We start from the raw sequence: 23,075 nt of genomic DNA on the forward strand, positions 1-23,075 counted from the left end.
GCCCGATGAACTCCCACTCGTCGTCCGTCAGTTGCACTCGCGTCACGCAAGAAGATCTACCGGTCCAGGCCCCACCGTGAGGGAGAATCCCGCAGATTGATCACGACTCGATACGCTCCCTAGGGCCGTTGACGGCCCGCGACCGTACTCCGGACGGCCGCGCGGCCCAAGCCGTTTCCCCGGTGCGGTCCTAGGGTCGGAGGGGAGGAGGGGGCACAGCCGCGCAAACCCGTCGAGAGGCAGCCGATGACCCAGGAACCGACCCTTGTCACCACCCCGTTCGACGCCGAGTCCACCGCCCGCGAGGTGGTGGCCGACATCGACCTCACCGGGCGCCGCGCGATCGTCACGGGCGCGACCTCGGGCATCGGCGTGGAGACCGCCCGCGCGCTGGCCGGGGCGGGCGCCGAGGTGACGCTCGCGGTGCGGGACGTGGGCGCGGGGGAGCGGGTGATCGAGGACATCAGGGCGACCACGGGCAACGACCGGCTGCGCGCGCTCCCCCTCGACCTCGCCGACCAGGCGTCGGTCGCGGACTTCGTCGCGGCGTGGCGGGAGTCGTTGCACATCCTGATCAACAACGCGGGCGTGATGATGACGCCCGAGACGCGGACGCCCGAGGGGTGGGAGACGCAGTTCGCGACGAACCACCTCGGCCACTTCGCGCTCGCCACGGGGCTGCACCCCGCGCTGGCCGCCGCGGGCGGGGGCGCGGGCGGCGGGGCGCGGGTCGTCGCGGTCACCTCGGTCGGGCACCTGCGCAGCGGCGTCCACTTCGACGACATCCACTTCCGCGACCGGCCCTACGACCCCGAGGCCGCCTACGGGCAGTCGAAGACGGCGAACGTGCTGTTCGCGGTGGAGGCGCAGCGCCGCTGGGCGGACGACGGCATCACGGTCAACGCGGGCCACCCGGGCGCGGTCCTGGAGACGCGCCTGACCAGGCACCTGGACCAGGAGGCGGTCAACGCGGCGATGCGCAGCGGGAATTACCACGTCAAGTCCCCTGAGCAGGGCGCGGCGACGGCGGTCCTGCTCGGCACGTGGCCGCCGTTGGAGGGCGTGGGCGGCCGCTACTTCGAGGACTGCAACGAGGCGCCGCGCCACGAGGACGGCGTGCGGGCGGGCGTCGCGGACCACGCCCTCGACCCCGGGGCGGCGGAACGCCTGTGGCAGCTGTCGACGGCGGAGCTGGCGGCGGCCAGCCGGGTCTAGTTGTATTGATCACGAGCGTTGTTGACGGGGGTCACAGTGGTCGGGGCTTGATCATGGCGAAGACCTCCGATGTGGTGGAGCTGTCTAGGACTGCACCGCATGGAGGTCTTCGTGTCCCACCGTCATGCCCGCAGTCGTCCACGCACGACACCTCACCGCACCCCGGCTGTGGTGGAGGCACGGGTGTGCGAACTGCGCAGGGCCCGCAAGCTCGGCCCGGCCCGCATCGGCCCGATCCTGGGCATTCCCGCCTCGACCGTCCACCGCATCCTCACCCGGCACCGTCTGCATCGTCTGGCCTGGCTGGACCGGCCCACCGGCACCGTGATCCGTCGAGCACCGGACGTGGGTGGTGCTCTGGCCGCCCGCCCCCCGCTTCCTGCGGCGCCGCGCCTGCTGCGGCGTGCGCCCGAGGGGCGGGGTGGCCCGGCACCCCAGGCAGTGGGTGCCGGGCCAGGTGCCCCCGAGGGCGCACGCAGGGGATCGGGCGCCGCCGAGGGCGGGCCGCCCAGGCCAGCCATCCCGGGCAGGGGGGATCAGGGGTGGCCGCTCGCCCCGGCGCTCAGCGGGTCGGGAGTCGTCGACCTTCGCTATCGGGTAGCGCGCTGGCGCCGCGTCTCCGCGTAACGTCTGGCGCGCGGCGCGATGAAGCCGGGGAGTTGGGAGATGTGGCGGCTGGCCCACAGGACGGTGAAGCAGCCCATGTGGAACGACTCGCCTCCGTGGAAGTGCAGTAGCTTGCCGCCGCTGGCGAGCGCGCTCATGTCGCACACGGTGTAGGGGCGTCCTCCGACGACCAGTTGGTCGCCGAGCCTGACCGTGGCGGCGGTGATCTCGATGGCGACCATTCCGGTGGGGTTCATCGTGTGATCACCGCCAGGGCGATGGTGATGACGAGGGCGCAGCCGACGGCGGTCTGGGCGACGATTTCCGCCCGGGTGGGCGGGGGTTGGCGGAGGGCTGTTTCCCAGAAGGAGCGGGGCCGTAAGCCGGGTGGGTGGGCGCGCCAGATGGTGAGGGTGGTGCGGTGGGGCATGACGAACAGGTGGCCCGAGGTGAGCCCCAGTTTGATCCCGCCGTGGACGCGGGTGCGGGTGATGACCTTGAAGTGGCGGTCACCGATGGTCAGTACGTCCCCGGTGAGGATGGTTCTCGGGGTGGCCTGGACGCGGTGCACGCTGTCGGTCGCGGGCATCCGCCGACGCGGGCGGCGTCGCCAGCGGGTGGGCCGGGGGATGTGTGAGGGGTGGGGCCGGGTCGGGGGCCAGAAGAGGAATGGCCAGAAGATGGCGGACTCCGGAAGGTCATCGTGATGGACAAGGACTGGCCGCCCGCCCCGGTCGTGACCAGGACGGGGCGGGCGGGTGCCCCGGGGCGCGCAGAGGAGGAAGCGGCTCCGGGGATGTCCGCCCGGTCGTGAGCCGGGCGGGCCTGGGCCTGCCGCCACCCGCGCCGTGCCTTCTCCGGTGGGGCGGCCTCACGGGTGACGGCAGGGGTCAGGGGTGGTGGTGCGGCTGCTCGGCGAGGTGGGCGGGGCGGTCGCGTTCGATCTCGTCGGCGCGGGCCATGGCGTACAGGCGGCGCACACACCGGGGGCAGGCGTAGGCAGGCGCGGTGGCGATCCCGACCGGGCCCCCGATGGAGACGGGCCCGATCCAGACCACCGGCTGAAGGGTCTCGGGGTCGCAGCCCAGCCAGCAGCGACCGTTGACGGGTTGGTCCCTGCCGTGGTCGGGGTCGCGGAGGGAGAAATCGATCGCGCCGTTCACCGCGTCTCCCCAACGGTGCCGCTTCCCTGCCGAGCTGCCTCCCGCAGCCGCGCGACGGCCGCGCGGGCCTCGTCGTGGGCCGCGTGCCGCTGGTCGGCGTCGAGCGTGCGGTCCCTCGTGCGGGCCACGGCGGCCAGCAGCCGACCGATCGGGGCGGCGAGCACGGGGGACTCGCCCAACGGCGCCAGGGTGGCCACCAGTTCACCCGGAACGATCTCCGGATAGGGCAGGCGTGTCCCGTCGTGGCGCAGCGGGTGGAAGGCGAGCGGGATCAGCCGCTCGCGCGCCAGGCAGCTCGCGCACGCGCGATGCGTCCACCCGCCACCCGACCCGGCATGGTGCACCGCCACCACGACCAGCGGCGGCATCGTCGTCCCGCACGACGCGCAGCGCTCCGTCACGACCGACCACCCGAATCCACGTGGGCGGCGCGGTCGCGCACCCGCTCCGGGCAGCCGAGACACAGATCAAGCGGCATCGCGGGCGGACACTCCCGCCCCACGATCACCGTCATCGGCTCGTCATCGGACAACGGCGGCGGCGCGGGCGGCAGATGCTCAGGCGCCTTGCTGCGCGTCTTCATGGGGTACTCCTTGGGGGGAGGAAGTACCCCAGAAACTACGGGGGGTGACAGTCTTGCTACAGGCGCGAGGCGTATTCCTTCGTCACCCTAGGATGCCCTAAGGGATACGCTGCGTATCCCCTACGCTGCGGCGAAGAACTGCGCCAGACGCCGCTGACGACCCGTCAACCGCTTCCGCTTCCGCAGCAGATCAGCGAACACCTCCGACGCCATCTGCTGATGCCGCAGCCAATCCGGGGACTCCTCATGCAGCGCATCCAAGATGTCCTCCGCGTCGCCGTCCTGACGCAGCGCCACGTGCGCGCGCGCGACATCCAGCAAATGCCGGTGCCGCGTGTTCGACGTAGAGGCGTCCGCCGCCGCGATCCGCTCGGACATCCCCAACACCCTGTCGGGACGGTCCGCGATCATGTGGTTCTCGATCGCCTGATATGCGGCGCTCAGCTGGTTGAACGCACCGGACTTGTATCCGGCGCCCCCAGTTCGCTGCCCCAGCGCCGAACCCGCCGCCCGCGCCACATGGAGGATGTCCCGCGCCTCGGCAGGCCGGTTGTTCCTCGCCGCCGCACCGGACGCCCGCACCAACAGCCGCCCCCACACCGCCAGCTCATCCCTGCTCGCCCGGGACAGCCGCGGCTCGATCGCCTCCGCCGTCGCCAGCGCCACCCCTTCCGCCTCATCCAGCCGCGCCTGACGCACCAGCGCCCAGCCCTGGAGATCGACGGCCGCAGCCTCGGCGAGCACGTCCCCGGCCGCCGCCGAGTCACGCATCGCGTCCCGCAACGCCATCTGAGCCAGGTCGTACACCCTGATCTGCGTCAACAACCTGCCCGCCTGCTGGAGCGCATCCGAGCGCAGCCGCAACGCGTCCACATGCTGCGGGCCCCCGTCGAAGTGGGCGACGGCGGTGTGCGCGGACCGGATCAGCGGCGGCAGTAGACGGGAGGTGGTGACGTAGTCGTCGCGGTGGTACGCCTCGTCCAAGGCGCGTGCGGTCGCGCGCAGTTGATCCAGGTCGGGCTCGATCTCCACGGTTTCCACGTGGAGGTGCCCGCCGGGGCCGAGCGCTGGGGCGACGGCCTTCCGCATCGGGAGGAGATCGATCCGGTCATCGTCGGCGTGATCGCGGCGAGACGGCTGGTCACCCGGCTCGAACAGCTGGCTCGTGCGAATACGAAGCCCGCGGGCGAGCGCGTGGTACGTCTCGATCCGGGCCGAGCCGCCTTGCTCGATCTTCTTCACGGTGGGCAGGCTGAGGCCGGAGCGCTCGGCCAGGTCCTCTTGGGTGAGGCCACGCAGGAGCCGGATCTCTCGCAGGCGGTCGCCGGGCACGGTAGAGTCGGGCATGTCGAACCCCGTCCTATCTGGTCAGCTAGTCACTTGCCAGCATAGGACGGGGATTTGCTGTGCGCGCAGCGACCGAGGGCACTCACCCCCAGGCATGACGAAGCGCCCCAGCCCGCGGCCCGAAGAAGGTTCGCGTGCGGGGGCGTGTTCAGCGGAGGAGAGGTGCCTTGCCCTGAGTGCGCCGGAGGGACCCTGGAGCCGATTCTGAGCTACCGGGATTGATCACGGGAAAACCCCGTCAGCACCCCGTCGCTCACAGGGTCCTCCTACGGCCGTTGACGTGGCTGGGGCGGGCGGCATACGGCGCGGCAGGGGCGGCCGGTTTGGCGCGAGCCTCCGGAGCGGGGCCCAACCGGGCTGTTGTGGGCAGGCCAGGAGCCCGCCCGATCCGCTGGCCAGCGTACGGGCCTCCGCTCTCTCGCCCCACCGCAGCTCCCGCCCAAAGCCTCTCCGGCCACCCGCGTGGGCATGTGCGACCCACACCAAGCCAGGTCAGAGACCCCGGACCGGGAACCGCCCCTACGAAGATGTGACCCACCGGACGCCGCTCCTGTACGGGCAACCCTGACTGACGCGGCACTAGCCGTTCGCCCGCTGCTCGTCCGTCCGTTCCCAGGCGCGCTGGATGTCCGGCAGGCGCGCGGCGATCACGTCGAGCGTCGCGCGCAGCGGCACCGACAGCTCGCGGCCCACCGGGGTGAGCGCGTAGCTCACCCTGACCGGGACGACCGGCCTGACCTCGCGCGTGAGGAGGCCGTCGCGGGCCAGGACGCGGAGGCTCTGCGACAGCATCTTCTCGCTGATGCCGCCGATCCCGTCGCGCAGCTGGGAGAAGCGCAACGGCCCCTCGTGCAGCGCGCACAGGATCAACACCCCCCAGCGGCTGGTCACATGGTCGAGCACCGAACGGGCCGGGCAGTCGCCGTCGAACACCCCGCGCCGCTCGTCCGTCCCGCTCTCCGCCCGCGTCCCCATGCCCGCACCCTACCGTTCGGCTTACCGCGAGGTGGTTCCTTACCCGGGGAAAGCCTCGCGACAGCGCTGGAAGCGGCTACCCTGGCCGCCCTACCCCGAATCGCCGCGCAGCGCACGCAGCTTGCGGCGTTCCCAGCGGTTCGGGTGGCGGACCGTGATGCCCGACATGCCTCCGCCGCCCGTGACCTTGAGCAGGGGCGTGCCAGGCGCGTGGGGGCTGTCCGCCGTCTTGTCCTTCAGGCCGCCCATGCCGGGCTCCACGCCCGTCGTGTCCACGCGCCAGCCGATCGGGACCACCACCGTCACGCCGCCCATGTCGCCGTGCGCCTCGAGCTCCGTCTCGGACCAGGGGCACTCCGCGCGCGTGTAGTCGATCTTCACGCCGCCCAGGTGGCCGCGGGCGATCAGCTTCGCCGGGACCTGCCAGCGGCCGACGCGCTCGGCGCCGTTGAGGCCGCCGCGCACCTCGGCGGGCGGCCCCGGCGGCGGGGCAGGGGGGCGGTTGTCGGGGAGGTCGGCGGTCAGGGGCTCGAGGTCGCCGTAGGTCTTGGCGGTCAACGCGCGTTCGAGCCGCTCGTCCAGCTCGGCCAGGTCGATCCTGCCGTCACCCGCCGCCTCCCGCAGCCGCTCGGCGACGGCCTCCCTCTCCTCGTGCGAGACACGCAACTCCGCCCGCGGGCGCGGCTTGGATGTCATGTGCCTCACGATAGCCGAGCCACCGCGCCACAGGACCGGCCTAGACTTGGGGGCGATGAGCGGCCTTTTCGATGACAACGCGCTGGCGGACCTCGGACCCGAGCCGCCGCCCGAGCCCTCCCCCGAGCCATGGGAGGCGCCGCCAGAGGCGGTGCCGGACGACCTGTTCGAGGGGACGTTCGCCGAGCCGCGGGCGGCAGACGAAGAGGTCTTCTACCGGAACGGCGCGCGCAAGCCACTCGTCGACCCCGGCTCCCTGCTCGAAGGCCTCAACGAGCAGCAGCGCGCCGCCGTCACCCACAGTGGCGGGCCGCTGCTGATCGTGGCGGGCGCGGGCTCGGGCAAGACGCGCGTGCTCACCCACCGCATCGCCCACCTGCTCGGCGCCCGCTCCGCGCACCCGGGGCAGATCCTGGCGATCACGTTCACCAACAAGGCCGCGGGCGAGATGAAGGAGCGCGTCACCGAGCTGGTGGGGCCGCGGGCGAACGCCATGTGGGTCATGACGTTCCACAGCGCGTGCGTCCGCATTCTGCGCCGCGAGAGCAAGCTGCTCGGCTTCACCTCCAGCTTCTCCATCTACGACGCCGCCGACTCCAAGCGGCTGATGGCGCTGGTGTGCCGGGATCTGGACCTCGACCCCAAGCGGTTCCCGCCCAAGTCGTTCAGCGCGAAGGTCTCCAACCTCAAGAACGAGCTGATCGACGCCGAGGACTTCGCCGCGCAGGCGGCCGGGGGGGACGGGTTCGAGAAGACCCTCGCCGAGGCGTACGCGCTGTACCAGTCGCGGCTTCGCGAGGCCAACGCGCTGGACTTCGACGACATCATCATGACCACCGTCCACCTGCTCGACGCGTTCCCCGATGTCGCCGAGCACTACCGGCGGCGGTTCAGGCATGTCCTGGTCGACGAGTACCAGGACACCAACATCGCGCAGTACACGCTGATCCGGCTGCTGGTGGCCGCGCCGACCGAGGGCGAGCCCGCCGAGCTGTGCGTCGTGGGCGACGCGGACCAGTCGATCTACGCGTTCCGCGGCGCGACCATCCGCAACATCCTCCAGTTCGAGCAGGACTTCCCCGACGCGCGCACGCTGCTCCTCGAGCAGAACTACCGCTCGACGCAGACGATCCTGTCCGCCGCCAACGCCGTCATCGCGCGCAACGAGGACCGCCGCCCCAAGAGCCTGTGGACCAACGAGGGCGCGGGCGCCCGGATCATCGGCTATGTCGCCGACACCGAGCACGACGAGGCGCAGTTCACGGCCGACGAGATCGACCGGCTCTCGGACGCGGGCGACGCGCGCGCGGGGGACGTGGCCGTGTTCTACCGGACGAACGCGCAGTCCCGCGTCTTCGAGGAGGTGTTCATCCGCGTCGGGCTGCCGTACAAGGTGGTCGGCGGCGTCCGCTTCTACGAGCGCCGCGAGGTCCGCGACGTGCTGGCCTATCTGCGGGTGCTCGCCAACCCCGAGGACACCGTTCCGCTGCGCCGCGTCCTCAACGTTCCCAAGCGCGGCATCGGCGACCGCGCCGAGGCGATGCTCGAGGCGCTGGCGCTGCGCGAGCGGATCTCGTTCGCGCAGGCGCTGCGCCGCGTGGACGAGGCGTACGGGATGGCGGCCCGCTCGGCGAACGCGATCAAGCGGTTCAACGCGCTGCTCGAGGAGCTGCGGACCGTCGTCGAGTCGGGCGCGGGCCCGGCGACCGTGCTCGAGGCCGTGCTCGAACGGACGGGGTATCTGGCGGAGTTGCAGGCGTCGACCGATCCGCAGGACGAGACCCGGGTGGAGAACCTCCAGGAGCTCGCCGCCGTGGCCCTGGAGTTCGAGCAGGACCGGGGCGAGGAGAATCCGGGGACGCTGGCCGACTTCCTCGAACAGGTGGCGCTCGTCGCCGACTCCGACGAGATCCCCGACGACGAGGGCGACGGCGTGATCACGCTGATGACCCTGCACACCGCCAAGGGTCTCGAATTCCCCGTGGTGTTCCTCACCGGCATGGAGGACGGGGTCTTCCCGCACATGCGGTCGCTCGGCAAGACCAAGGAGCTCGAGGAGGAGCGGCGGCTCGCCTATGTGGGGATCACCCGGGCGCGGCAACGGCTCTACCTCACGCGGTCCGTGCTGCGCAGCGCGTGGGGGCAGCCGCAGCACAACCCCCCGTCGCGCTTCCTCGACGAGATCCCCGAGGAGTTCGTCGACTGGCGCCGCACCGGCGCCGCCGCGTCGTCGCACCAGCCGCCGAGCGCGGCCTCGTCGGTGCTGGCGACCGGGACGCGGGCGCGGCGCGGCGCGGGCGGGTTCGCCACGGGCCGTATGAAGGACCGCCCCGTGGTATCGCTTTCGCCGGGGGACCGGGTCACCCACGACAGCTTCGGCATGGGCACGGTCGTCTCCGTGACGGGGGCGGGCGACCGGGCGGAGGCCACGATCGACTTCGGCGGCGAGAAGCCCAAGCGGCTGCTGCTGCGGTACGCCCCGGTGGAGAAGCTCTGACGGCGGGCGGGTAGGGTGACGCCTTTCGGGTCCACGGGAGCAGGTGGGGGGCCCGGAAGGACAGGCCCTGCTGTTCCCGGTATGTCACAGTGTGGGGACAGGGCTTGTGGTGGTGCCCTCGGGGGCGATTAGCTGCGTGCGGCGTTGTTCGTACTCCAGCAGCTTTCTTCTCGGAGTACCGACCGCACATATCAGCGAGAGTTTCAAAAACCCCAGGGGGAACCCCAATGAGCCAGCCCTGGCAGCAACAGCCGGACGGGGGCTACGGTCAGCAGCCGCAGCAGCCCGGTGGGTTCGGCCAGCAGCCCAACCCGTACGGTCAGCCGCAGCCGCCCCAGCAGCCGTACGGTCAGCCGCCGCAGCAGGGTTACGGCTACCCGCCCGCGCAGCCGCAGCCTCCGGGCCAGCCGCAGCCGTGGGGCGCCCCCGGTGGCGGCTTCCCGCCGCCCCCGCCCGGCGGTGGCCCGCCGACCAACGTCGCGTTGGCCATTCTCGCGGCGGTGGGCGCCGCGTTGGTGATGGGCTTTCTCTACGCGTTCATCTACGACGCGATGTTCGACGAGAACACCGGCGAGGTCCGGCAGATCAGCTATGTGGCGCTGGCGATCGGCGCCGCGGTCGGCGTGGGCCCCGCGTTCCTCGCGCGGAACAACTGGGGCGTCTACATCCTGGGCGGCGTGCTCGCGCTCGCGGCCGCGATCTTCGGCGAGCTGTACGGCACGGCCATGATCCTGGCCGAGTACTCGGGCACCGACTGGAGCGCGTTCAAGATCTTCACCGTCGAGTTCAGCAACCTGTGGGATCTGTGGCAGGAGACGAACGAAGCGATCAACTGGATCTTCCTGCTGCTGGCACCGGCCGCCGCCATCGGCATCACGCAGGCCGTCGCCCGTCGCGTGCGGTAGAGCCGCCCCCGCGTCAGAGCCGCCCCCGCGTCACAGCCCGCCGCCCCTCACGCCGTCCGGTGTGGAGGGGCGGCGGGCTTTCGCATGCCCTGCCGCCGACCTGAGATGGCCCGACTTTTTCGCCATAGCGGAAATGATTCGACACTTCTTTCACTTCTGCGGAACGTGTGAGATGTTGGCCGCATGCCAGGACTTCACCGTGGACTCTCGAACAAGCCGGTCGACAAGCCGGTCATCGTCGTCGGAGGCGGCCCGGTCGGCATGGTGGCCGCCGCCTCGCTCGCGCGCCTCGGCGTGCCGACGGTGCTGATCGAGGCCGAGGAGGTGCCGAAGACCGACTGGCGCGCCTCGACCTTCCACGCGGCGACCCTGGAGCTGCTCGCCGAGCTCGGCGTCGCCGACCGGATGCACGCGGAGGGCCTGGTCGTGCCCGTGTACCACTTCCGCGACCGAAGGGCGGGCCTGGTCGCGGAGTTCGACTTCTCGCTCCTCGCCGACGAGACGCCCTATCCCTACCGGCTCCAGCTCAACCAGCAGCACTTGGTGCGCATGCTGCACGAGCGGCTCGGCAACACCCCCGAGGTGGAGCTGCTGTTCGGCACCCGCGTCACCGAGGTCAGGCAGGAGCCAGGCGGCGGCGCCTCGGTCACCGCGGAGACGCCGGACGGCACGCGCGTCCTGCACGGCGCGTATGTCATCGGCGCGGACGGCGCGGGCAGCACCGTGCGGCGCGCGTCGGGCGTGGAGTTCGAGGGCTTCACCTACCCCGAGCGCTTCCTCATCGCCAGCACCAGCGTCGACCTCGCCGAGGCGCTGCCCGGCATCGCCGAGGTCAACTACATCGCGGACCCGCACGAGTGGCTGTTCCTGCTGCGCACCCCCGAGTCCTGGCGCGCCGTCTGGCCCGTGCCCGCGGACCAGAGCGAGGAGGAGGCGACGGCCGAGCCCACGCTCCAGCGCCAGCTCCAGGGCGTCGCCCCCTGGGCGCCCGGCTACCCGATCATCGACCGGCAGCTCTACCGCGTGCACCAGCGCGTGGCCGAGCGCTTCCGCGTCGGCGACGTCCTGCTCGTCGGCGACGCCGCGCACATCAACAGCCCGATGGGCGGCGTGGGGCTCAACAGCGGCATCCACGACGCCATCGACCTCGCCCGCCGCATCGCCAGGATCGCCGACGGCACATCGGCCGCGGGGGCCGAGGCCGAGCTGGCGGCGTTCGCCGACGTCCGCCACCGCATCGCCGTCGAGTACGTCCAGGCCGACACCCAGCGCAACACGCAGCGGCTGCGCGAGGCCGACGAGGAACGCCGCCGCGCCGCGCACGCCGAGATGCGCGCCACGGCCGCCGACCCGGAGCGCGCCCGCGCGTACATGCGGCGCGCGTCGCTCCTGGAGAGCGTGCGCCGCTTCGGCGTCGGCCTCCCCCCTGGGCAGCCCGCCGCGTCCCAGACCCCGGCGCCCGTCCACTGACCGTCCACCCATGACCGGTGATCGTCGACCGCGCAACCGAACTGGAGGCCTCATGTCCACCGTCCATGAACCCGTGGTCGAGGAAGCGGAGTTGCGCTCCCTCTACGCGGACATCGACGCGGCCGGGCTGCGCCCGCTGTGGACCATCACCGAGCAGCTGCTCACGCCGACGCCGCGGCCCAAGGCCGTGCCCTGGCTGTGGCCCGCCTCGGTGATGCGCCCGCTGGCCGAGCGCGCCATCCGCCTCGTCCCCGTCGAGCGCGGCGGCGAGCGGCGCGTCCTGTCGCTGACCAACCCCGGGCTCGGCGGCCGCCCCTACGCCGCCGGCACGCTGTGGGGCGCGCTCCAGTGCCTCGGCCCGCGCGAGACCGCGCCCGCGCACCGGCACACGCCGGGCGCGATCCGGTTCGTCATCGAGGGCGAGGGCGTGTGGACCACGGTCGACGGCGACGCGTGCGACATGCGCCCTGGCGACCTCGTGCTGACCCCGGGCGGCGCGTGGCACGACCACGCCAACGGGGGCGAGGGGAACATGTTCTGGTTCGACGGCCTCGACCTGCCGATGGTGGAGGCGCTCGACGCCGTCTTCTTCGAGCAGCACCCCGAGCTGAACCAGCCGATCGTCGGCCCGCACAACCGTTCCGAGGCCGCCTTCGCCGCCGACGGCGGGCCCTCGGCGGGGCGCACCATGGTCGAGGGCGTGGTGACGGGGCCGCTCGACCCGACGCCCTCGCCGTTGCTGATCTACCGCTGGGAGGCGACGGACGAGCGGCTCACCGCGCTCGCCGCCCAGGGTGAACGACCGCTGGTGAGCGTCGAGTTCACCAATCCGCACTCGGGCGCGAGCGTTCTGCCCACGTTGGCCTGCGCGATGCACCGGATCGTCAGGGGCGGGGCGTCGCGGCCGGTGCGCCGCAGCGGCAACACGATCTTCGTCGTCTTCCGCGGCGAGGGCCACAGCGTCATCGAAGGGCGGCGGTTCGACTGGCGCGCGGGCGACATGTTCGTCGTGCCGTCCTGGTCTGCGGCCGAGCACGCGTCGGCGGGCGGCGCCGACCTGTTCGGCATCGGCGACGCCCCGGTGCTGCGCGCGCTGGGCCTGTACCGCGAGGAAACGCTTCCCGGGCCGCAGGAGGTCACGGGCGTCTTCGATCCTGAGGGGTTCACACGATGAAGCTGGCGCTGTTCGACGACCACAGGCTCGGCGTGGTCGATGAGGCGGCGAACGGGCCCGTGGTGGTCGACGTCACCGACGCGCTCGGCCGCCCGCACGACCCCGACCCGCTGACCGCGGGCTGGTGGCGCGCGCTGGCCAGGGACTACCCGCGGCTGCGCGAGGGGCTCGCCGACGCGGCGCGCACGGGCGAGGCGCGCCCGCTCGACTCCGTCGCCCTGCACGCCCCCGCGCTCAACCCCAGCAAGATCATCGCGTGCGCCTGCAACTACGCCGACCACGTCGCCGAGATGCACGACGTGCAGGAGCGCACGCTGGGCGGCGTCGAGTCGTGGATGATGAACTTCGACGTCTTCCTCAAGGCGCCCTCCTCGCTCTCGGGCCCCCGCGACGCGATCGTGCTGCCCGAGGAGATCGTGGCCGCGGGCCAGGAGATCCACCACGAGTCCGAGCTGGTCATCGTGGTGGGCGAGGGCGGCACCGACATCCCCGAGGAGTCCGCGCTCGACCACGTCTTCGGCTACACGCTCGGCCTCGACATCACCGTGCGCAGCGCGGCGGACCGCTCGCGGCGCAAGAGCTACGACACGTTCAGCCCGCTGGGCCCGCTCCTGGTCACCGCCGACGAGATCGGCGACCCCGCGGGCCTGGAGATCCGGCTCGACGTCAACGGTGAGAAGCGGCAGGACGTGCGCGCCGCCGACCTGCTCACGCCCGTTCCCGCGATCGTGTCGTACGCGTCGCGCATGATGACCCTGCTGCCGGGCGACCTGATCTTCACCGGGGCGCCGCCAGGGGTCGGCCCGATCGAGCCGGGTGACACGCTCCGCTCCTGGATCGGCGGGATCGGCGAGCTGGCCCTCGACGTGCGCCGGGGCTGAGCGGGCGGGCACGGGTGGGCCGAGCGGGTCCCGACGGCGCGGGTCCGATGGAAAAGGTGTGCGCTAGCATTCCTCCATGTCGAATAACGGCCCCGGGGTCACCAGCTCGGTGGACAACGCCCTGCGGCTCCTCGAGCTGATCGGGGAGCGGCAGGCGTTGCGCGTCTCGGACGCGGCGGTGGAGCTCGGTGTCGCGCCCTCCACCGCCCACCGCCTGCTCAACGCGCTGCGCCGGCGCGGCTTCGTCCTCCAGGAGAAGCCCAACGGCGCCTACCGCCCCGGGCCCGTCCTCGGCGAGATCGGCCTGGCCGCCATCGGGCGCGTGGACATCAGGCAGGTCGCGCGGCCCGTCATCGAGGACGTGCGCGACCGCACGCAGGAGACGGTCAGCCTCTCCCTGCTCGAAGGGCGGAACGTCCGCTTCATCGACTGCGTCGAGAGCCCGCGGGCCGTCCGCGTCGGGGACCGCACGGGCGTGGTCATGCCCGCGCACTGCACCGCCGCGGGCAAGGCGATCCTGGCCGCGATGCCCGAGGCCGAGCTGTCCCGCCGCTTCGCGGGCCACGAGCTGGCCACCCGCACCGAGAACTCCGTGACCGACTGGCCCGCCCTCGAGGCCGAGCTCGACGAGGTCCGCCGCCTCGGCTACGCGGTGAACATGGAGGAGGGCGAACGCGGCATCAGCGCGGTGGCGGCCGTGCTGCGCGACCGGGCGGAGACGCCGTTGGCCTCGATCGCCGTGGTCGTCCCCGCCCTGCGCCTGACCGTGCGCGCCGACGCCCGCAAGCTGGCCGACGACCTGCTCGCGGCGCGCGACGCGCTCCAGGACCGGCTGCGCCAGGGCTGATCGCGTCGCGCCGGGGCTGATCGCGTCGCGCCGGGCTCAGCCGAGGGCCGCGGCGACCTCGTCGCGCAGCTGCGGCAGCATGTCGTGGAAGACGCCGGGGCACAGCGTGTTCCCGAAGTCCTTGTGCCCATAGATCTCGGTCGCCGGGATCGCGTACTGCGCGGCCGCGTAGGCGCACAGCCGCACGAGCGACGCCCACTGCGCGGCCGGGGGCACCGCGCCGTCGTGGTAGGCGCCCTCGTTGGAGATGCCGATGGCGAAGTCGTTGGCCCCCGAGGTGTGCGCGCCCAGCACGAACTCCGTGCCGCCGAGCAGCGTCTCCAGGCTGCGGTGGCGGCCCTCGGTGAGGTAACCGCCGCGCGAGACCACGAAGTTGTAGCCGGTGTCCACCCAGCCGTTGTCGTCCTGGTGCAACGCCTGGACCCAGCGGGCGTGGCTGTGCGCCTGCGCGCGGGAGAAGTCCGAGGTGTTGGCGCTCACCGTGTGGTGGACGACGAGCGCGGCGGGGCGGCGCCGCACGAGGGAGATCGTGCCGTCCGGCGGGCGCGCGCCCCACTGCGCCGTGGTGTCGATGGCGGGCTGGACGACCCGGGCGCCCTGACCGGCCTGACCGCCCTGACCGGCCTGAGCGCCCTGGGACGCGGCGGCCGTGTGGGCGGCGACGGGTAGGGCGGTCGCGGCGGCGAGCCCGGCCGCGCCGGCGAAGAGCATGCGGCGGCGGAACGCGTGGTCGTGGGACACGGTGACTCCTCGTGTGGCGACGTGGGGGACGGGAGGAGCCGACCGGCGCGTCGACCGGTCGGCTCCACCGGAGTGCGGTGCGAGGGATGTGGTGCCGGGGGGTGGTGGTGCCGGAGGGCGGTGCCGAACGGGGCGCGGATCAGGCGGTGTTGTTGGCCAGCGCCAGGAGACGGTCGCGCGACCCGTTGAACTTGTTCCGGTCAACGTTCCCCGAGACCCCGGAGACCGAGCCGGTCGAGGTGTACTGCCACGCCGTCCAGACGCCGAAGCCGCCGGGAAGCGTCGGGCTGCCCGTCGTCCAGTGCGCGACCCACAGCGGGGAGCGCGAGGCCATCCCGTTCCAGCTGCCGGTGCAGGAGTTCCACCAGCCGGGGCTCGTGTAGATCACGACGTCGCGGGTGGTGCGCGCCTTGTACGTGTTGTAGAAGTCGGTGATCCAGTTGCGCATCGCGGTCTGGGACAGGCCGTAGCACGAGGCGCCGTAGGGGTTGGCCTCGATGTCGAGCACACCGGGCAGCGTCAGGTTGTCGCGCGACCAGGCGCCGCCGTTGGACGCGAAGTAGTTGGCCTGCACCGCGCCGCTCGACACATTGGGCCTGGCGAAGTGGTAGGCGCCCCTGATGACCCCGGCGGCGTGGGCGGCCGGGTAGTTGGTGTTGAACGAGGAGTCCCTGAAGCTGGTGCCCTCGGTCGCCTTCATCCAGGCGAACTGGATCCCGAAGCCGCGCACCGAGCCCCAGTTGATGGAGCCCTGCCAGTGCGAGACGTCGATGCCCTGCACGCCGCTGGTGTCGAACGGCGCGATGAACTGGCCCTCGGCGGCGGGGCCTTCGTGGATGAGCGTCCCGGCGCCCATGAACGCCTCGCCCTCCTCGATGTCGCCTATCTCGTCGGGCACGGGGTCCGCGTCACCGAGCGGCGTGGGGTCCGCCGCAGGGGCCGCCGTTTCCTGGGCCGCCGGTGACGAGGCGGCGGCCGTGTGCGGGGTGGCGAGCAGCAGGGCGAAGAGGGCGCCGAGCACACCGGCCAGCGTGGCGGAGCGCCAGCGGGCTCGGGAGCGGGCGGAGGAACGGCGGGAAAGCATGACTGCCTCCTGGCACGTCGCGGGAGATGGTGGGGACAGACGTCGCTCGGGTGTCCGCGGAGGACGTTCAGCAGCGCTTTGACGCGGTCACGTCACTGAGTGACGCACGTAGACCCCTTCGATGTGAAGGGGGTTCGGGTGCCCTCTATGGTCCAGTCCTGTGGAGAAGAGAACGGCCTGGGGTGATGGCGTGAGGGTGGCGATAACTTTCCTGTTCTGAAGGAGAACTGACGGTCGGTTCGTATGCGACGAACGCCCCTCGCGTCACATGGTTGCGCCAGGAACGGGTGGCCCGCGGCCCGCTTGGGCACGGCGGGTCGGGTCATGGGCGGAACGGTCGCTTCCGCGAAGTGCCTGGCCGCGCGGGCGCGTTCGCCGTGGTGCGGGGGCGGCCGGATGAACGGGTGGTGGACGCGGTGTGGAGGGGTTTCGTGCGCGCTTGTGGAGGAGCGCTCGGTGCGGGGGTCGTTCCGGAGGGCGCGGCTACGGAGGGTCCGGTGGTGCGGGCCGCCTGCCGCGGTGGCTTGTTCCGTTTCCGGTGCGGGTCAGGGATGGCGCCTACGGGAGGGAGGGTGGTGGGTGGCGGTCGTCGCGGTCACCGGTCGGCCTGTGTCTGGGGCCGTTCGCCGAACGGGCGCGGCCGCGTCCCTCGTCGGCGGCCGTTCTCCCGGTGGTCGGGACGGCCGGTCACCCGACGCACAGAGTCACCACACATCAGTGTCTCAGCGGATACCGCAGCGCGCGGCCAGGCCGCGGAGGTCCGGGGTGGTGCGGCCGGAGATCAGCAGACCGGACAGAAGCGCTCGCACGGCGGGGCGTGCATGCGTTTCCTCCGGTGCGTGGTGCTCGGCGCCGAGCAGCGCGCGGACGCACTCCTCCCGGCGGCCCAACTGGCCGAACGCGGTGGCGAGATCGGTGTAATAGCGGGCGCGTCGTTCGACGGTGGGCAGTGCTGCCGGGGCAACGGTACGGGCGGCGGCCAGTGCTGCGGTGGGGTCGCCGAGGGAGTTCTCGGCGGAGATGCGGTGCAGCGTCACGGTTGCTGAGCTGAACCCCCCACCGTGGGCCCGCAGAAGCGGCCCGCGCATGCGCCGGGCGAGGGCGGCGGCCTCGTCGGTGAGTTCTCGCATGCCCCGTTGATCGCCCGCGCGGGCCGCGGTGTACGCGGCGGACTGGATCAGCAGGCCGCGTTCGGCTTCACCGGCGGCCCCGGTTCGCCTCAGGTCGGCATCATCCGCGGCGGCCAGAGCGATCGTCATGGCCTCGCGGTGCCAGCCCGCCCGCCGGGCGAGGACGGCCAGGGTCCGTGACGCTTCGCCGCGGGTGAGTACACGGTCGCCGGAATCGGCGAGGCTACGAGCGCGGTCGGCCGCCATCCAGCCGAGTTCCTGCTCGTCGAGCTTGATGAGTAGCCGGGTGGCCAGCAGGTAGACCTCGGCGAGCGCGGCGTGGTCGGTGGGCTGCTGGGCATCGGGCAGGTACGCATGGCCACTGGTGATCAGCCTGGGCAGGCGAACACCGAGCTGGGCGTAGCGACAGGCGTCGAAGTCGGCGGTGGCACGGTCGAGTTCGGTGCGAAGGTGACCGGGCGGAATGACGCTGGCGGAGCCGATGCCCAGCATGGCGTCCCGAAGGCGGGCCACCATGACGTCACCGAGGGGTGCTTGCTCGGTAGCGCCGGGTAGGCGAGCGCCGGTGGTCGCTGCCGCGGTGACCGCCAGGCCGGAGAGGAGTTGCCGCCGCCGCACCGGATCCTCCTCGCTGTGGTGCCGTGGTCCGCCGGTCACGATAGACGCGGGCAGGCCCGTGGGCCGGGCCACATCCCCTCGCCGTGCCCGTGGGCGGCGTACGACAGGAGCGGTGGTGGCGGCCAGGCCGAGAGCGGCGGGTGGCAGGCGCAGGGCGTCGGCGAAGGCACGCAGCACGCCGATGTCGGTCAACGGTGTGATCCCACGTTCATAGCGGGAGACCTGAGCGGCGGAGTAACCGGTGAGGGCGCCGAGCTGAGCCAGGGTCAGCCCCTGTGCGAGCCGGGTGGTGCGCACGATCTCCCCGGGGGTCGACGTAGCCGGGCTGTGCCGGTTGCCTGTGCTCATGCCCGCCCCGTCGCCGCTCGATCCGCACCGCTCCGCGGGGGTCACCGTAGCGGGCGTGGCACGGCGGCGGGAGGGCGCTTTGCACGATGTGCAAGTCCCTTGCATGCGACGGCGGTGCTCCTGCCGCGGCGGGTGGCCGGTGGGGTCTTCTGAGGGCGCGGCGAGCGGACGGTTCCGCGTGGGCCTGGCCGGTGCCCTGACCCTGGGCGGTAGCGGCTCAGGAAGCGAGAACAAGCGGAAGGTGTACGCCTATCTCCCGGCCACGCGCTGAGCCACCGGACTCCCGAGGGCGGCGCGCCGCAACCTGACGCGTCGCCCTTCGGGGGCCATTTCCGTTGTCCTGGAGAGGAGTCTCACCGTGTTCGTTCCCCACGCCGTCGGCGGATTCGTTCCTGATCGGCCCACCGGACCGACTCCCGTTCCGGCCTTGGCCACGATGGTCCATGGAGGGCCGTTGCCACTCTGGCAGGTGGGTGGCCCCGGCCCACTGCCACTCCTGGTCGCGCGCCGTGGGCACCGCCCTCCGCGAGCAGGCGCTCCGTGGCGCCCCCACCCGAGCGCCACCGCCCCGGTGGCGGCCGAACGACTTGGCCGTGCGTTGCTCCGGGCCGTCACCTGCCGCGTGATCCCGGCCGCCGCCCCGACGTGCGATCTCTCCGGGGGTCTGGATTCCACCACCCTGGCCATGGCCGTCGGGCGCGAGGAGCGGGCGGCCGGGCTCGAGGCGCAGTTGGGCGGGGGCAACATCCACCGCACCCTGTACCTCTTCGGCGACGGGAGGCCGGGGCCCATCGGCATGGCCACCCTCGCGGTCGATCACGCCCTGCGCACCGCCGAGTTCTTCCTCTGCCTCGGCGCGGAGGGCCGAGGCAGAGGGCTCGCGGCGGTGGCCACGCGGCTTGTCGTCCGGCACGGATTCGAGACGGCCGCCCTGCGCAACGTCCTCCTGACGGTTCTCGCCCCCAATGTCCCGGCCATCCGCGCCTACGAGGCGGCGGGCTTCCGCCTCATCGGCCGTCGCCGCGACTCCGGGTCCTGGGACGGCCACCCCTGCGACGAGCTGCTGATGGACGCCGTGCCCGCCGACATCCGGGGCCGGGGCGGGCCCTACTCCGCCACCGCCTCCTCGTAGTCGAGGTCCGACTCCGTGAGGCCGATCTCCCGCATCGTCGCGTGGATCCTCTCGATCGACGCGCGGTCCGTCGTGCCGCGCCAGACCGGGAGGTCCATCCGGGAGGCCAACTCGGGGGCCAGGTCGCTGATCTCGGGCAGCGCCTCGCGGAACGCCTCGGGGTCGGCCGCGATCGCCTCGGCCGTCGCCGTGACGCCCGCGCGGAACGCCGCCGCCGTTTCCGGGTCCTCGGCGACCCTGTCCGATGTCATCAGATACGTGCCGATCTGGAGGCTCGGCATGGCCGTCGTGTACGGGCGGGCGATCGCGCGCAGGCCCTGGGACGCGCCGACCGTCGCGAACGGCTCGATCAGCAACCCCGCGTCCACGTCGCCGCGTTCGATCGCCGCGGGCATGTCGGGGAAGGGCATCTCGACGAACGACACGTCGTCGTTGTCCAGGCCCGCCTCGGCCAGGACGGCGTGGATCACGATGTCGTTGATGTTCTGGAGGGTGTTGACCGCGATGCGCCCGCCGTCCAGGTCGGCGGCCGACTCGATCGGGCTGTCCTCGGGGACCATGAGCGACGAGAAGTCGTCGTCGGGGGACTCCGACGTGCTGGTGCCCGCCGCGATCATCTCGATCGGCATCCGGCGGCCCATCGCGATCAGCGCGGACACCGCGTTCGACCCGGCGACATCGATGTCGCCGCTCAGCAGCGCGGGGATGACGCTGGCGCCGCCCGCCGATGGGCTCAGCTCGACGTTGAGGCCCTGCTCCTCGAAGTAGCCCTCGCGGATGCCGTAGGCGAGGAACGACGCCGGGGTGCCCGCCGTCTCCGAGACGACCAGGGTGTCGCCTTCGCCGCCGCCCGAGACGCCCGCGCCCGACAGGTCGCCGCCGTAGTCGGTGCACGCCGCGGTTGACAGCAGCGCGAGCAGCCCGGCGATCAGCGCCGACGCGCGCCGCCCCCTCACGCCGCCACCGGCCCGCCGTCGAGCGCGGCGAACAGCTCGCCGCGCAGCCTGCCGAACTCCGGGTGCGCCTTGGTCTCCACCTGGTCGCGGCCGCGCGGCAGGTTGACGGTGACCTCGTGGCCGACGTTCGCCGGTGGCCGCAGCACCAGGACGCGGTCGGCGAGGTAGACGGCCTCGTCGATGTCGTGGGTGACGAACAGGACGGTGATCCCGTACCGCTCCCACACGCCGAGCAGCAGGTCCTCGAGCCCCGAGCGGGTCTGCGCGTCGACCGAAGCGAACGGCTCGTCCATCAGCAGGATGCTCGGCCGGTACGCCAGCGCGCGGGCGATCGCCACGCGCTGCTGCATGCCGCCGGAGAGCTGCCACGGGTAACGGTCGCCGCGCCCCGCGAGCCCCACCGCGTCGAGCGCCTCGTCCGTCAACGCCTCGGCCTCGCGGCGGTCGACACCCTTGTAACGCAGCGGGAACGCGACGTTGCGGCGCACGGTCATCCACGGCAGCAGCGAGCGGCTGTAGTCCTGGAAGACGAACGCCATGTCATCGGGCGGCCCCGTGACCGGCTTGCCGCGCAGGCTGATGTGCCCCGAGGTGGACGGGATCAGGCCCGAGAGGCAGCGCAGCATCGTCGTCTTGCCGCACCCCGACGAGCCGAGGATGCAGACGAACTCGCGGTCGGCGACGGTGAACGTCAGATCGGCCACGGCGGGTGCGGCGTGCGGGTCGGGGCCGTAGACCTTCCGCAGGTTGGCGACTTCAAGCATCGGTCTTCTCCGTCGACGAAGGGGTGGAAGGGGCGGGGGTCGCTGTCTCGGCGCTCAGGCCGCGGGCGCCGCGGTGCCACGCGAGCACGCGGCGTTCCACCCTGAGGAACAGCCAGTTGAGGACATAGCCGAGGACGCCGAGCAGGATGATGCCGGTCCACATCTCGGGGATGGCGAACGAGCGCTGCTGCTCCAGGACGAAGTAGCCGAGGCCGTTGCTGCTCGCGACCATCTCGGAGACGACCATGAGGATGATCGCGATGGCGAGGCTCGTGCGCATCCCGGCGAAGATGCGGGGGCTCGCGCCCGGCAGGATGATGTGGGCGATCCGCGCGGCCAGCGGGATCCGGTAGGAGCGCGCCATGTCGAGCTGCTGGGTGTCGACGCCGCGCACGCCGTCGATCGTGTTGAGCAGGATCGGCCAGAGCGCGCCGAGCACGATGACGAAGACCTTCGAGCCGTCGCCCGCGCCGAACATGAGCAGCGCGAACGGGATCAGCGCGGGCGCCGGGAGCGCCCTCAGGAACTCCACCACCGGCTCGGCCGCGGTGCGCAGCAGGCGGGACATGCCGAGCAGCAGGCCGAGGGCGACGCCGAGGACGACGGAGACGGCGTACCCGGCGAGCATGCGCAGCAGGCTGGGCACCAGGTCGCTGCCGACGCGGTCGAACAGCCACAGCTCGCCGAAGTACTCCAGGATCTCGCCGAGCGGCGGGAAGTAGAAGCTCTGCGCCCGGTGCGACCAGAGGCCATAGCCGATCAACAGGGCTGCGGGCAGGGCGAGTTCGAGCAGCAGGCCAAGGGCGCGGCGGCCCGTTCCCTTCCGGGGCGCGCGGGTGACGGCGCTCATGAGGCCACCTCCGCGCGCTGGGACGGGTGCCACCGCAGGAGGCGGCGTTCGATCGCCTGGAACGCGGTGTTGAGCGCCCAGCCGACCAGCCCGGTGACGATGATCAGGGCGTACATGCGGGGGAGGTTGGCGTTGGACTGGGCGACCACGATGGACTGGCCGAGCCCGGGGGCGCCCACCACCAGCTCGGCGGTGACGGCGAGCACGAGCGCGATGGCCGAGGCGATGCGCAGCCCGGTCGCGATGTAGGGGGCGGCGCTGGGGAGCGTGATGCGGAAGAAACGCGCCCGGGGCGGCAGCCCGTAGCTGCGGGCCGTGTCGTACACGAGCGGGTCGACATCCTGAACGCCGTAGATCACCTGGAGCAGGATCGGCCAGAAGGTGACAAAGACGATCAGGAAGACCTTCATCTCCAGGCCGACGCCGTAGACCAGGACGGCCAGCGGGATCAGCGCCACCGATGGCACCGGGCGGCAGAACTCGATGACCACCCGCGACAGGCGGTAGGCGGTGCGGTTCGAGCCGAGCAGGACGCCGATCGGGATGGCGAGCAGCGCGGCCAGGCCGATCCCGAGCGCCCAGCCGCTGAGCGTGCGGCCGATCTCCGTCCACAGCGGGTGGCCGAACGCCAGCTTGGCCAGCTCGACATAGGTGTCGGTCATCGGCGGGAACCAGTCGCGGGAGAGCACGCCAAGGCGCGCGCACAGCTCGAGCGCCACCAGGACGGTGAGCACGCCCGTGACCTTCAGGCCCAGGTCGCGGATCCGGCGGCTGCCGAGCGCGCGTCTGACCCTGCCCTCGGGGAGCCCGTCCGCGGTCCGAGCCGTCCGTCGCCGAGCGCTTCCGACCGTTTGGACCCCTTCGAGGCTCATGAGGTGGAAGGGGTAGGTTCGGACCTGCTCATGGAGACTCCTTTGTGCTCGATCGCGGGTTGTGGGCAAGCTACGGTCTTATTCCGCACAGAGCAATACAGGTGGAGGAATTTCCCTCTATAAGAAAAAGTGGGGGAAGGGTGCCTCGGCCCGGTCGAACGCGGGACGATTTCGGTGTGAGGCCATGCCGCGGCGGCCCGGGCCGTACGGTGCCGTCGGCG

23 protein-coding genes and 1 pseudogene are annotated in these 23,075 nt (G+C 72.2%); 9 read left to right on the forward strand and 15 right to left on the reverse strand.

All coding sequences use genetic code 11. The annotated features are described in order from the left end of the window. Positions 1-246: 246 nt before the first annotated feature. Both D7318_RS25085 and D7318_RS25090 read left to right on the forward strand, forming a co-directional pair. Entirely contained in the window at positions 247-1,215 is a 969-nt protein-coding gene (locus D7318_RS25085; protein ID WP_120699479.1) for an SDR family NAD(P)-dependent oxidoreductase, read from the forward strand. Positions 1,216-1,347: 132 nt separating this feature from the next. Continuing rightward, positions 1,348-1,551 (forward strand): annotated as a pseudogene (locus tag D7318_RS25090) (IS481 family transposase); the annotation flags it as partial. A gap of 254 nt (positions 1,552-1,805) precedes the next feature. Here the strand turns inward: D7318_RS25090 and D7318_RS25095 are convergent. The 8 genes from D7318_RS25095 to D7318_RS25130 form a co-directional block, all read right to left on the reverse strand. Further along, positions 1,806-2,078: a hypothetical protein gene (locus D7318_RS25095; protein ID WP_147437815.1), complete on the reverse strand. Its 273-nt coding sequence runs from the start codon at positions 2,076-2,078 to the stop codon at positions 1,806-1,808. Further along, the gene (locus D7318_RS25100; RefSeq protein WP_120699481.1) at positions 2,075-2,410 is read right to left on the reverse strand and encodes a hypothetical protein; all 336 of its coding nucleotides are present in this window, start codon (positions 2,408-2,410) and stop codon (positions 2,075-2,077) included. Before D7318_RS25100 ends, D7318_RS25095 begins: the two co-directional genes overlap by 4 nt. Positions 2,411-2,711: 301 nt before the next feature. Next, positions 2,712-2,984: a hypothetical protein gene (locus D7318_RS25105; protein WP_120699482.1), complete on the reverse strand. Its 273-nt coding sequence runs from the start codon at positions 2,982-2,984 to the stop codon at positions 2,712-2,714. Next, positions 2,981-3,385: a hypothetical protein gene (locus D7318_RS25110; protein WP_147437817.1), complete on the reverse strand. Its 405-nt coding sequence runs from the start codon at positions 3,383-3,385 to the stop codon at positions 2,981-2,983. Before D7318_RS25110 ends, D7318_RS25105 begins: the two co-directional genes overlap by 4 nt. Beyond that, positions 3,382-3,567, reverse strand: coding sequence for a hypothetical protein (locus D7318_RS25115; RefSeq protein WP_120699484.1), 186 nt, complete (start codon positions 3,565-3,567; stop codon positions 3,382-3,384). The genes D7318_RS25110 and D7318_RS25115 overlap by 4 nt, the downstream gene beginning before the upstream one ends. A 120-nt stretch (positions 3,568-3,687) precedes the next feature. Next, positions 3,688-4,914 (reverse strand): helix-turn-helix domain-containing protein, encoded by a 1,227-nt coding sequence (locus D7318_RS34665; protein WP_120699485.1) that lies wholly within the window; start codon positions 4,912-4,914, stop codon positions 3,688-3,690. 579 nt (positions 4,915-5,493) lie between these two features. Beyond that, on the reverse strand, positions 5,494-5,889 hold the full coding sequence (locus tag D7318_RS25125; protein WP_120699486.1) for a winged helix-turn-helix transcriptional regulator: 396 nt from the start codon (positions 5,887-5,889) through the stop codon (positions 5,494-5,496). Positions 5,890-5,979: 90 nt separating this feature from the next. Further along, positions 5,980-6,585 carry a DUF1707 SHOCT-like domain-containing protein gene (locus D7318_RS25130; RefSeq protein ID WP_120699487.1) on the reverse strand — a complete coding sequence of 202 codons (606 nt, stop codon included), beginning with the start codon at positions 6,583-6,585 and terminating at the stop codon, positions 5,980-5,982. Between the two features lie 55 nt (positions 6,586-6,640). Between D7318_RS25130 and pcrA the strand changes: the two genes are divergently transcribed. The 6 genes from pcrA to D7318_RS25160 all read left to right on the forward strand — a co-directional run bounded on the left by pcrA (position 6,641) and on the right by D7318_RS25160 (position 14,359). Next, a complete protein-coding gene (gene pcrA / locus D7318_RS25135) occupies positions 6,641-9,082 on the forward strand; it encodes a DNA helicase PcrA (protein WP_120699488.1) in 2,442 nt (813 codons plus the stop codon). 227 nt (positions 9,083-9,309) lie between these two features. Continuing rightward, on the forward strand, positions 9,310-9,987 hold the full coding sequence (locus D7318_RS25140) for a hypothetical protein (protein WP_120699489.1): 678 nt from the start codon (positions 9,310-9,312) through the stop codon (positions 9,985-9,987). Between the two features lie 183 nt (positions 9,988-10,170). Continuing rightward, positions 10,171-11,457 (forward strand): FAD-dependent oxidoreductase, encoded by a 1,287-nt coding sequence (locus D7318_RS25145; RefSeq protein WP_120699490.1) that lies wholly within the window; start codon positions 10,171-10,173, stop codon positions 11,455-11,457. Between the two features lie 52 nt (positions 11,458-11,509). Beyond that, positions 11,510-12,631, forward strand: coding sequence for a cupin domain-containing protein (locus D7318_RS25150; RefSeq protein WP_120699491.1), 1,122 nt, complete (start codon positions 11,510-11,512; stop codon positions 12,629-12,631). Next, on the forward strand, positions 12,628-13,512 hold the full coding sequence (locus tag D7318_RS25155; protein ID WP_120699492.1) for a fumarylacetoacetate hydrolase family protein: 885 nt from the start codon (positions 12,628-12,630) through the stop codon (positions 13,510-13,512). The genes D7318_RS25150 and D7318_RS25155 overlap by 4 nt, the downstream gene beginning before the upstream one ends. Before the next feature lie 76 nt (positions 13,513-13,588). Then, positions 13,589-14,359 (forward strand): IclR family transcriptional regulator, encoded by a 771-nt coding sequence (locus D7318_RS25160; RefSeq protein WP_120699493.1) that lies wholly within the window; start codon positions 13,589-13,591, stop codon positions 14,357-14,359. Between the two features lie 36 nt (positions 14,360-14,395). Here the strand turns inward: D7318_RS25160 and D7318_RS25165 are convergent, their stop codons facing one another. The 3 genes from D7318_RS25165 to D7318_RS25175 form a co-directional block, all read right to left on the reverse strand. Then, on the reverse strand, positions 14,396-15,100 hold the full coding sequence (locus D7318_RS25165) for a peptidoglycan recognition protein family protein (protein WP_408055531.1): 705 nt from the start codon (positions 15,098-15,100) through the stop codon (positions 14,396-14,398). A 139-nt stretch (positions 15,101-15,239) separates the two neighbouring features. Next, positions 15,240-16,184 carry a GH25 family lysozyme gene (locus tag D7318_RS25170; protein ID WP_120699494.1) on the reverse strand — a complete coding sequence of 315 codons (945 nt, stop codon included), beginning with the start codon at positions 16,182-16,184 and terminating at the stop codon, positions 15,240-15,242. Positions 16,185-16,906: 722 nt separating this feature from the next. Beyond that, positions 16,907-18,280 (reverse strand): helix-turn-helix domain-containing protein, encoded by a 1,374-nt coding sequence (locus D7318_RS25175; protein ID WP_120699495.1) that lies wholly within the window; start codon positions 18,278-18,280, stop codon positions 16,907-16,909. Between the two features lie 685 nt (positions 18,281-18,965). On the opposite strand from D7318_RS25175, the gene D7318_RS25180 reads away from it, so the two are divergent. Further along, positions 18,966-19,412, forward strand: coding sequence for a GNAT family N-acetyltransferase (locus D7318_RS25180; RefSeq protein ID WP_120699558.1), 447 nt, complete (start codon positions 18,966-18,968; stop codon positions 19,410-19,412). On the opposite strand, the gene D7318_RS25185 is transcribed toward D7318_RS25180, so the two are convergent. Genes D7318_RS25185 through D7318_RS25200 form a run of 4 tightly spaced genes read right to left on the reverse strand, consistent with a single transcriptional unit; the run spans position 19,388 to position 22,854 of the window. After that, positions 19,388-20,368 carry an ABC transporter substrate-binding protein gene (locus D7318_RS25185; RefSeq protein ID WP_120699496.1) on the reverse strand — a complete coding sequence of 327 codons (981 nt, stop codon included), beginning with the start codon at positions 20,366-20,368 and terminating at the stop codon, positions 19,388-19,390. The two genes, D7318_RS25180 and D7318_RS25185, sit on opposite strands and share 25 nt — an antisense overlap. Continuing rightward, the gene (locus tag D7318_RS25190; RefSeq protein ID WP_120699497.1) at positions 20,365-21,132 is read right to left on the reverse strand and encodes an ABC transporter ATP-binding protein; all 768 of its coding nucleotides are present in this window, start codon (positions 21,130-21,132) and stop codon (positions 20,365-20,367) included. Before D7318_RS25190 ends, D7318_RS25185 begins: the two co-directional genes overlap by 4 nt. Continuing rightward, a complete protein-coding gene (locus D7318_RS25195; RefSeq protein ID WP_120699498.1) occupies positions 21,125-21,982 on the reverse strand; it encodes an ABC transporter permease in 858 nt (285 codons plus the stop codon). Before D7318_RS25195 ends, D7318_RS25190 begins: the two co-directional genes overlap by 8 nt. Further along, positions 21,979-22,854: an ABC transporter permease gene (locus tag D7318_RS25200; protein WP_120699499.1), complete on the reverse strand. Its 876-nt coding sequence runs from the start codon at positions 22,852-22,854 to the stop codon at positions 21,979-21,981. Before D7318_RS25200 ends, D7318_RS25195 begins: the two co-directional genes overlap by 4 nt. Positions 22,855-23,075 lie beyond the last annotated feature (221 nt).

This window comes from Streptomyces radicis (assembly GCF_003626575.1).
Lineage (GTDB): Bacteria > Actinomycetota > Actinomycetes > Streptomycetales > Streptomycetaceae > Streptomyces > Streptomyces radicis.

What these genes read in the sequence shown, in the direction of transcription:
- D7318_RS34665 (WP_120699485.1), bottom strand. Translation starts at nt 4,914, where the DNA reads ATGCCCGACTCTACCGTGCCCGGCGACCGCCTGCGAGAGATCCGGCTC.
- D7318_RS25140 (WP_120699489.1), top strand. Translation starts at nt 9,310, where the DNA reads ATGAGCCAGCCCTGGCAGCAACAGCCGGACGGGGGCTACGGTCAGCAG.
- D7318_RS25095 (WP_147437815.1), bottom strand. Translation starts at nt 2,078, where the DNA reads ATGAACCCCACCGGAATGGTCGCCATCGAGATCACCGCCGCCACGGTC.
- D7318_RS25200 (WP_120699499.1), bottom strand. Translation starts at nt 22,854, where the DNA reads ATGAGCCTCGAAGGGGTCCAAACGGTCGGAAGCGCTCGGCGACGGACG.
- D7318_RS25130 (WP_120699487.1), bottom strand. Translation starts at nt 6,585, where the DNA reads ATGACATCCAAGCCGCGCCCGCGGGCGGAGTTGCGTGTCTCGCACGAG.
- D7318_RS25145 (WP_120699490.1), top strand. Translation starts at nt 10,171, where the DNA reads ATGCCAGGACTTCACCGTGGACTCTCGAACAAGCCGGTCGACAAGCCG.
- D7318_RS25125 (WP_120699486.1), bottom strand. Translation starts at nt 5,889, where the DNA reads ATGGGGACGCGGGCGGAGAGCGGGACGGACGAGCGGCGCGGGGTGTTC.
- D7318_RS25100 (WP_120699481.1), bottom strand. Translation starts at nt 2,410, where the DNA reads ATGCCCGCGACCGACAGCGTGCACCGCGTCCAGGCCACCCCGAGAACC.
- D7318_RS25170 (WP_120699494.1), bottom strand. Translation starts at nt 16,184, where the DNA reads ATGCTTTCCCGCCGTTCCTCCGCCCGCTCCCGAGCCCGCTGGCGCTCC.
- D7318_RS25115 (WP_120699484.1), bottom strand. Translation starts at nt 3,567, where the DNA reads ATGAAGACGCGCAGCAAGGCGCCTGAGCATCTGCCGCCCGCGCCGCCG.
- pcrA (WP_120699488.1), top strand. Translation starts at nt 6,641, where the DNA reads ATGAGCGGCCTTTTCGATGACAACGCGCTGGCGGACCTCGGACCCGAG.
- D7318_RS25190 (WP_120699497.1), bottom strand. Translation starts at nt 21,132, where the DNA reads ATGCTTGAAGTCGCCAACCTGCGGAAGGTCTACGGCCCCGACCCGCAC.
- D7318_RS25180 (WP_120699558.1), top strand. Translation starts at nt 18,966, where the DNA reads ATGGCCGTCGGGCGCGAGGAGCGGGCGGCCGGGCTCGAGGCGCAGTTG.
- D7318_RS25160 (WP_120699493.1), top strand. Translation starts at nt 13,589, where the DNA reads ATGTCGAATAACGGCCCCGGGGTCACCAGCTCGGTGGACAACGCCCTG.
- D7318_RS25155 (WP_120699492.1), top strand. Translation starts at nt 12,628, where the DNA reads ATGAAGCTGGCGCTGTTCGACGACCACAGGCTCGGCGTGGTCGATGAG.
- D7318_RS25175 (WP_120699495.1), bottom strand. Translation starts at nt 18,280, where the DNA reads ATGAGCACAGGCAACCGGCACAGCCCGGCTACGTCGACCCCCGGGGAG.
- D7318_RS25085 (WP_120699479.1), top strand. Translation starts at nt 247, where the DNA reads ATGACCCAGGAACCGACCCTTGTCACCACCCCGTTCGACGCCGAGTCC.
- D7318_RS25195 (WP_120699498.1), bottom strand. Translation starts at nt 21,982, where the DNA reads ATGAGCGCCGTCACCCGCGCGCCCCGGAAGGGAACGGGCCGCCGCGCC.
- D7318_RS25150 (WP_120699491.1), top strand. Translation starts at nt 11,510, where the DNA reads ATGTCCACCGTCCATGAACCCGTGGTCGAGGAAGCGGAGTTGCGCTCC.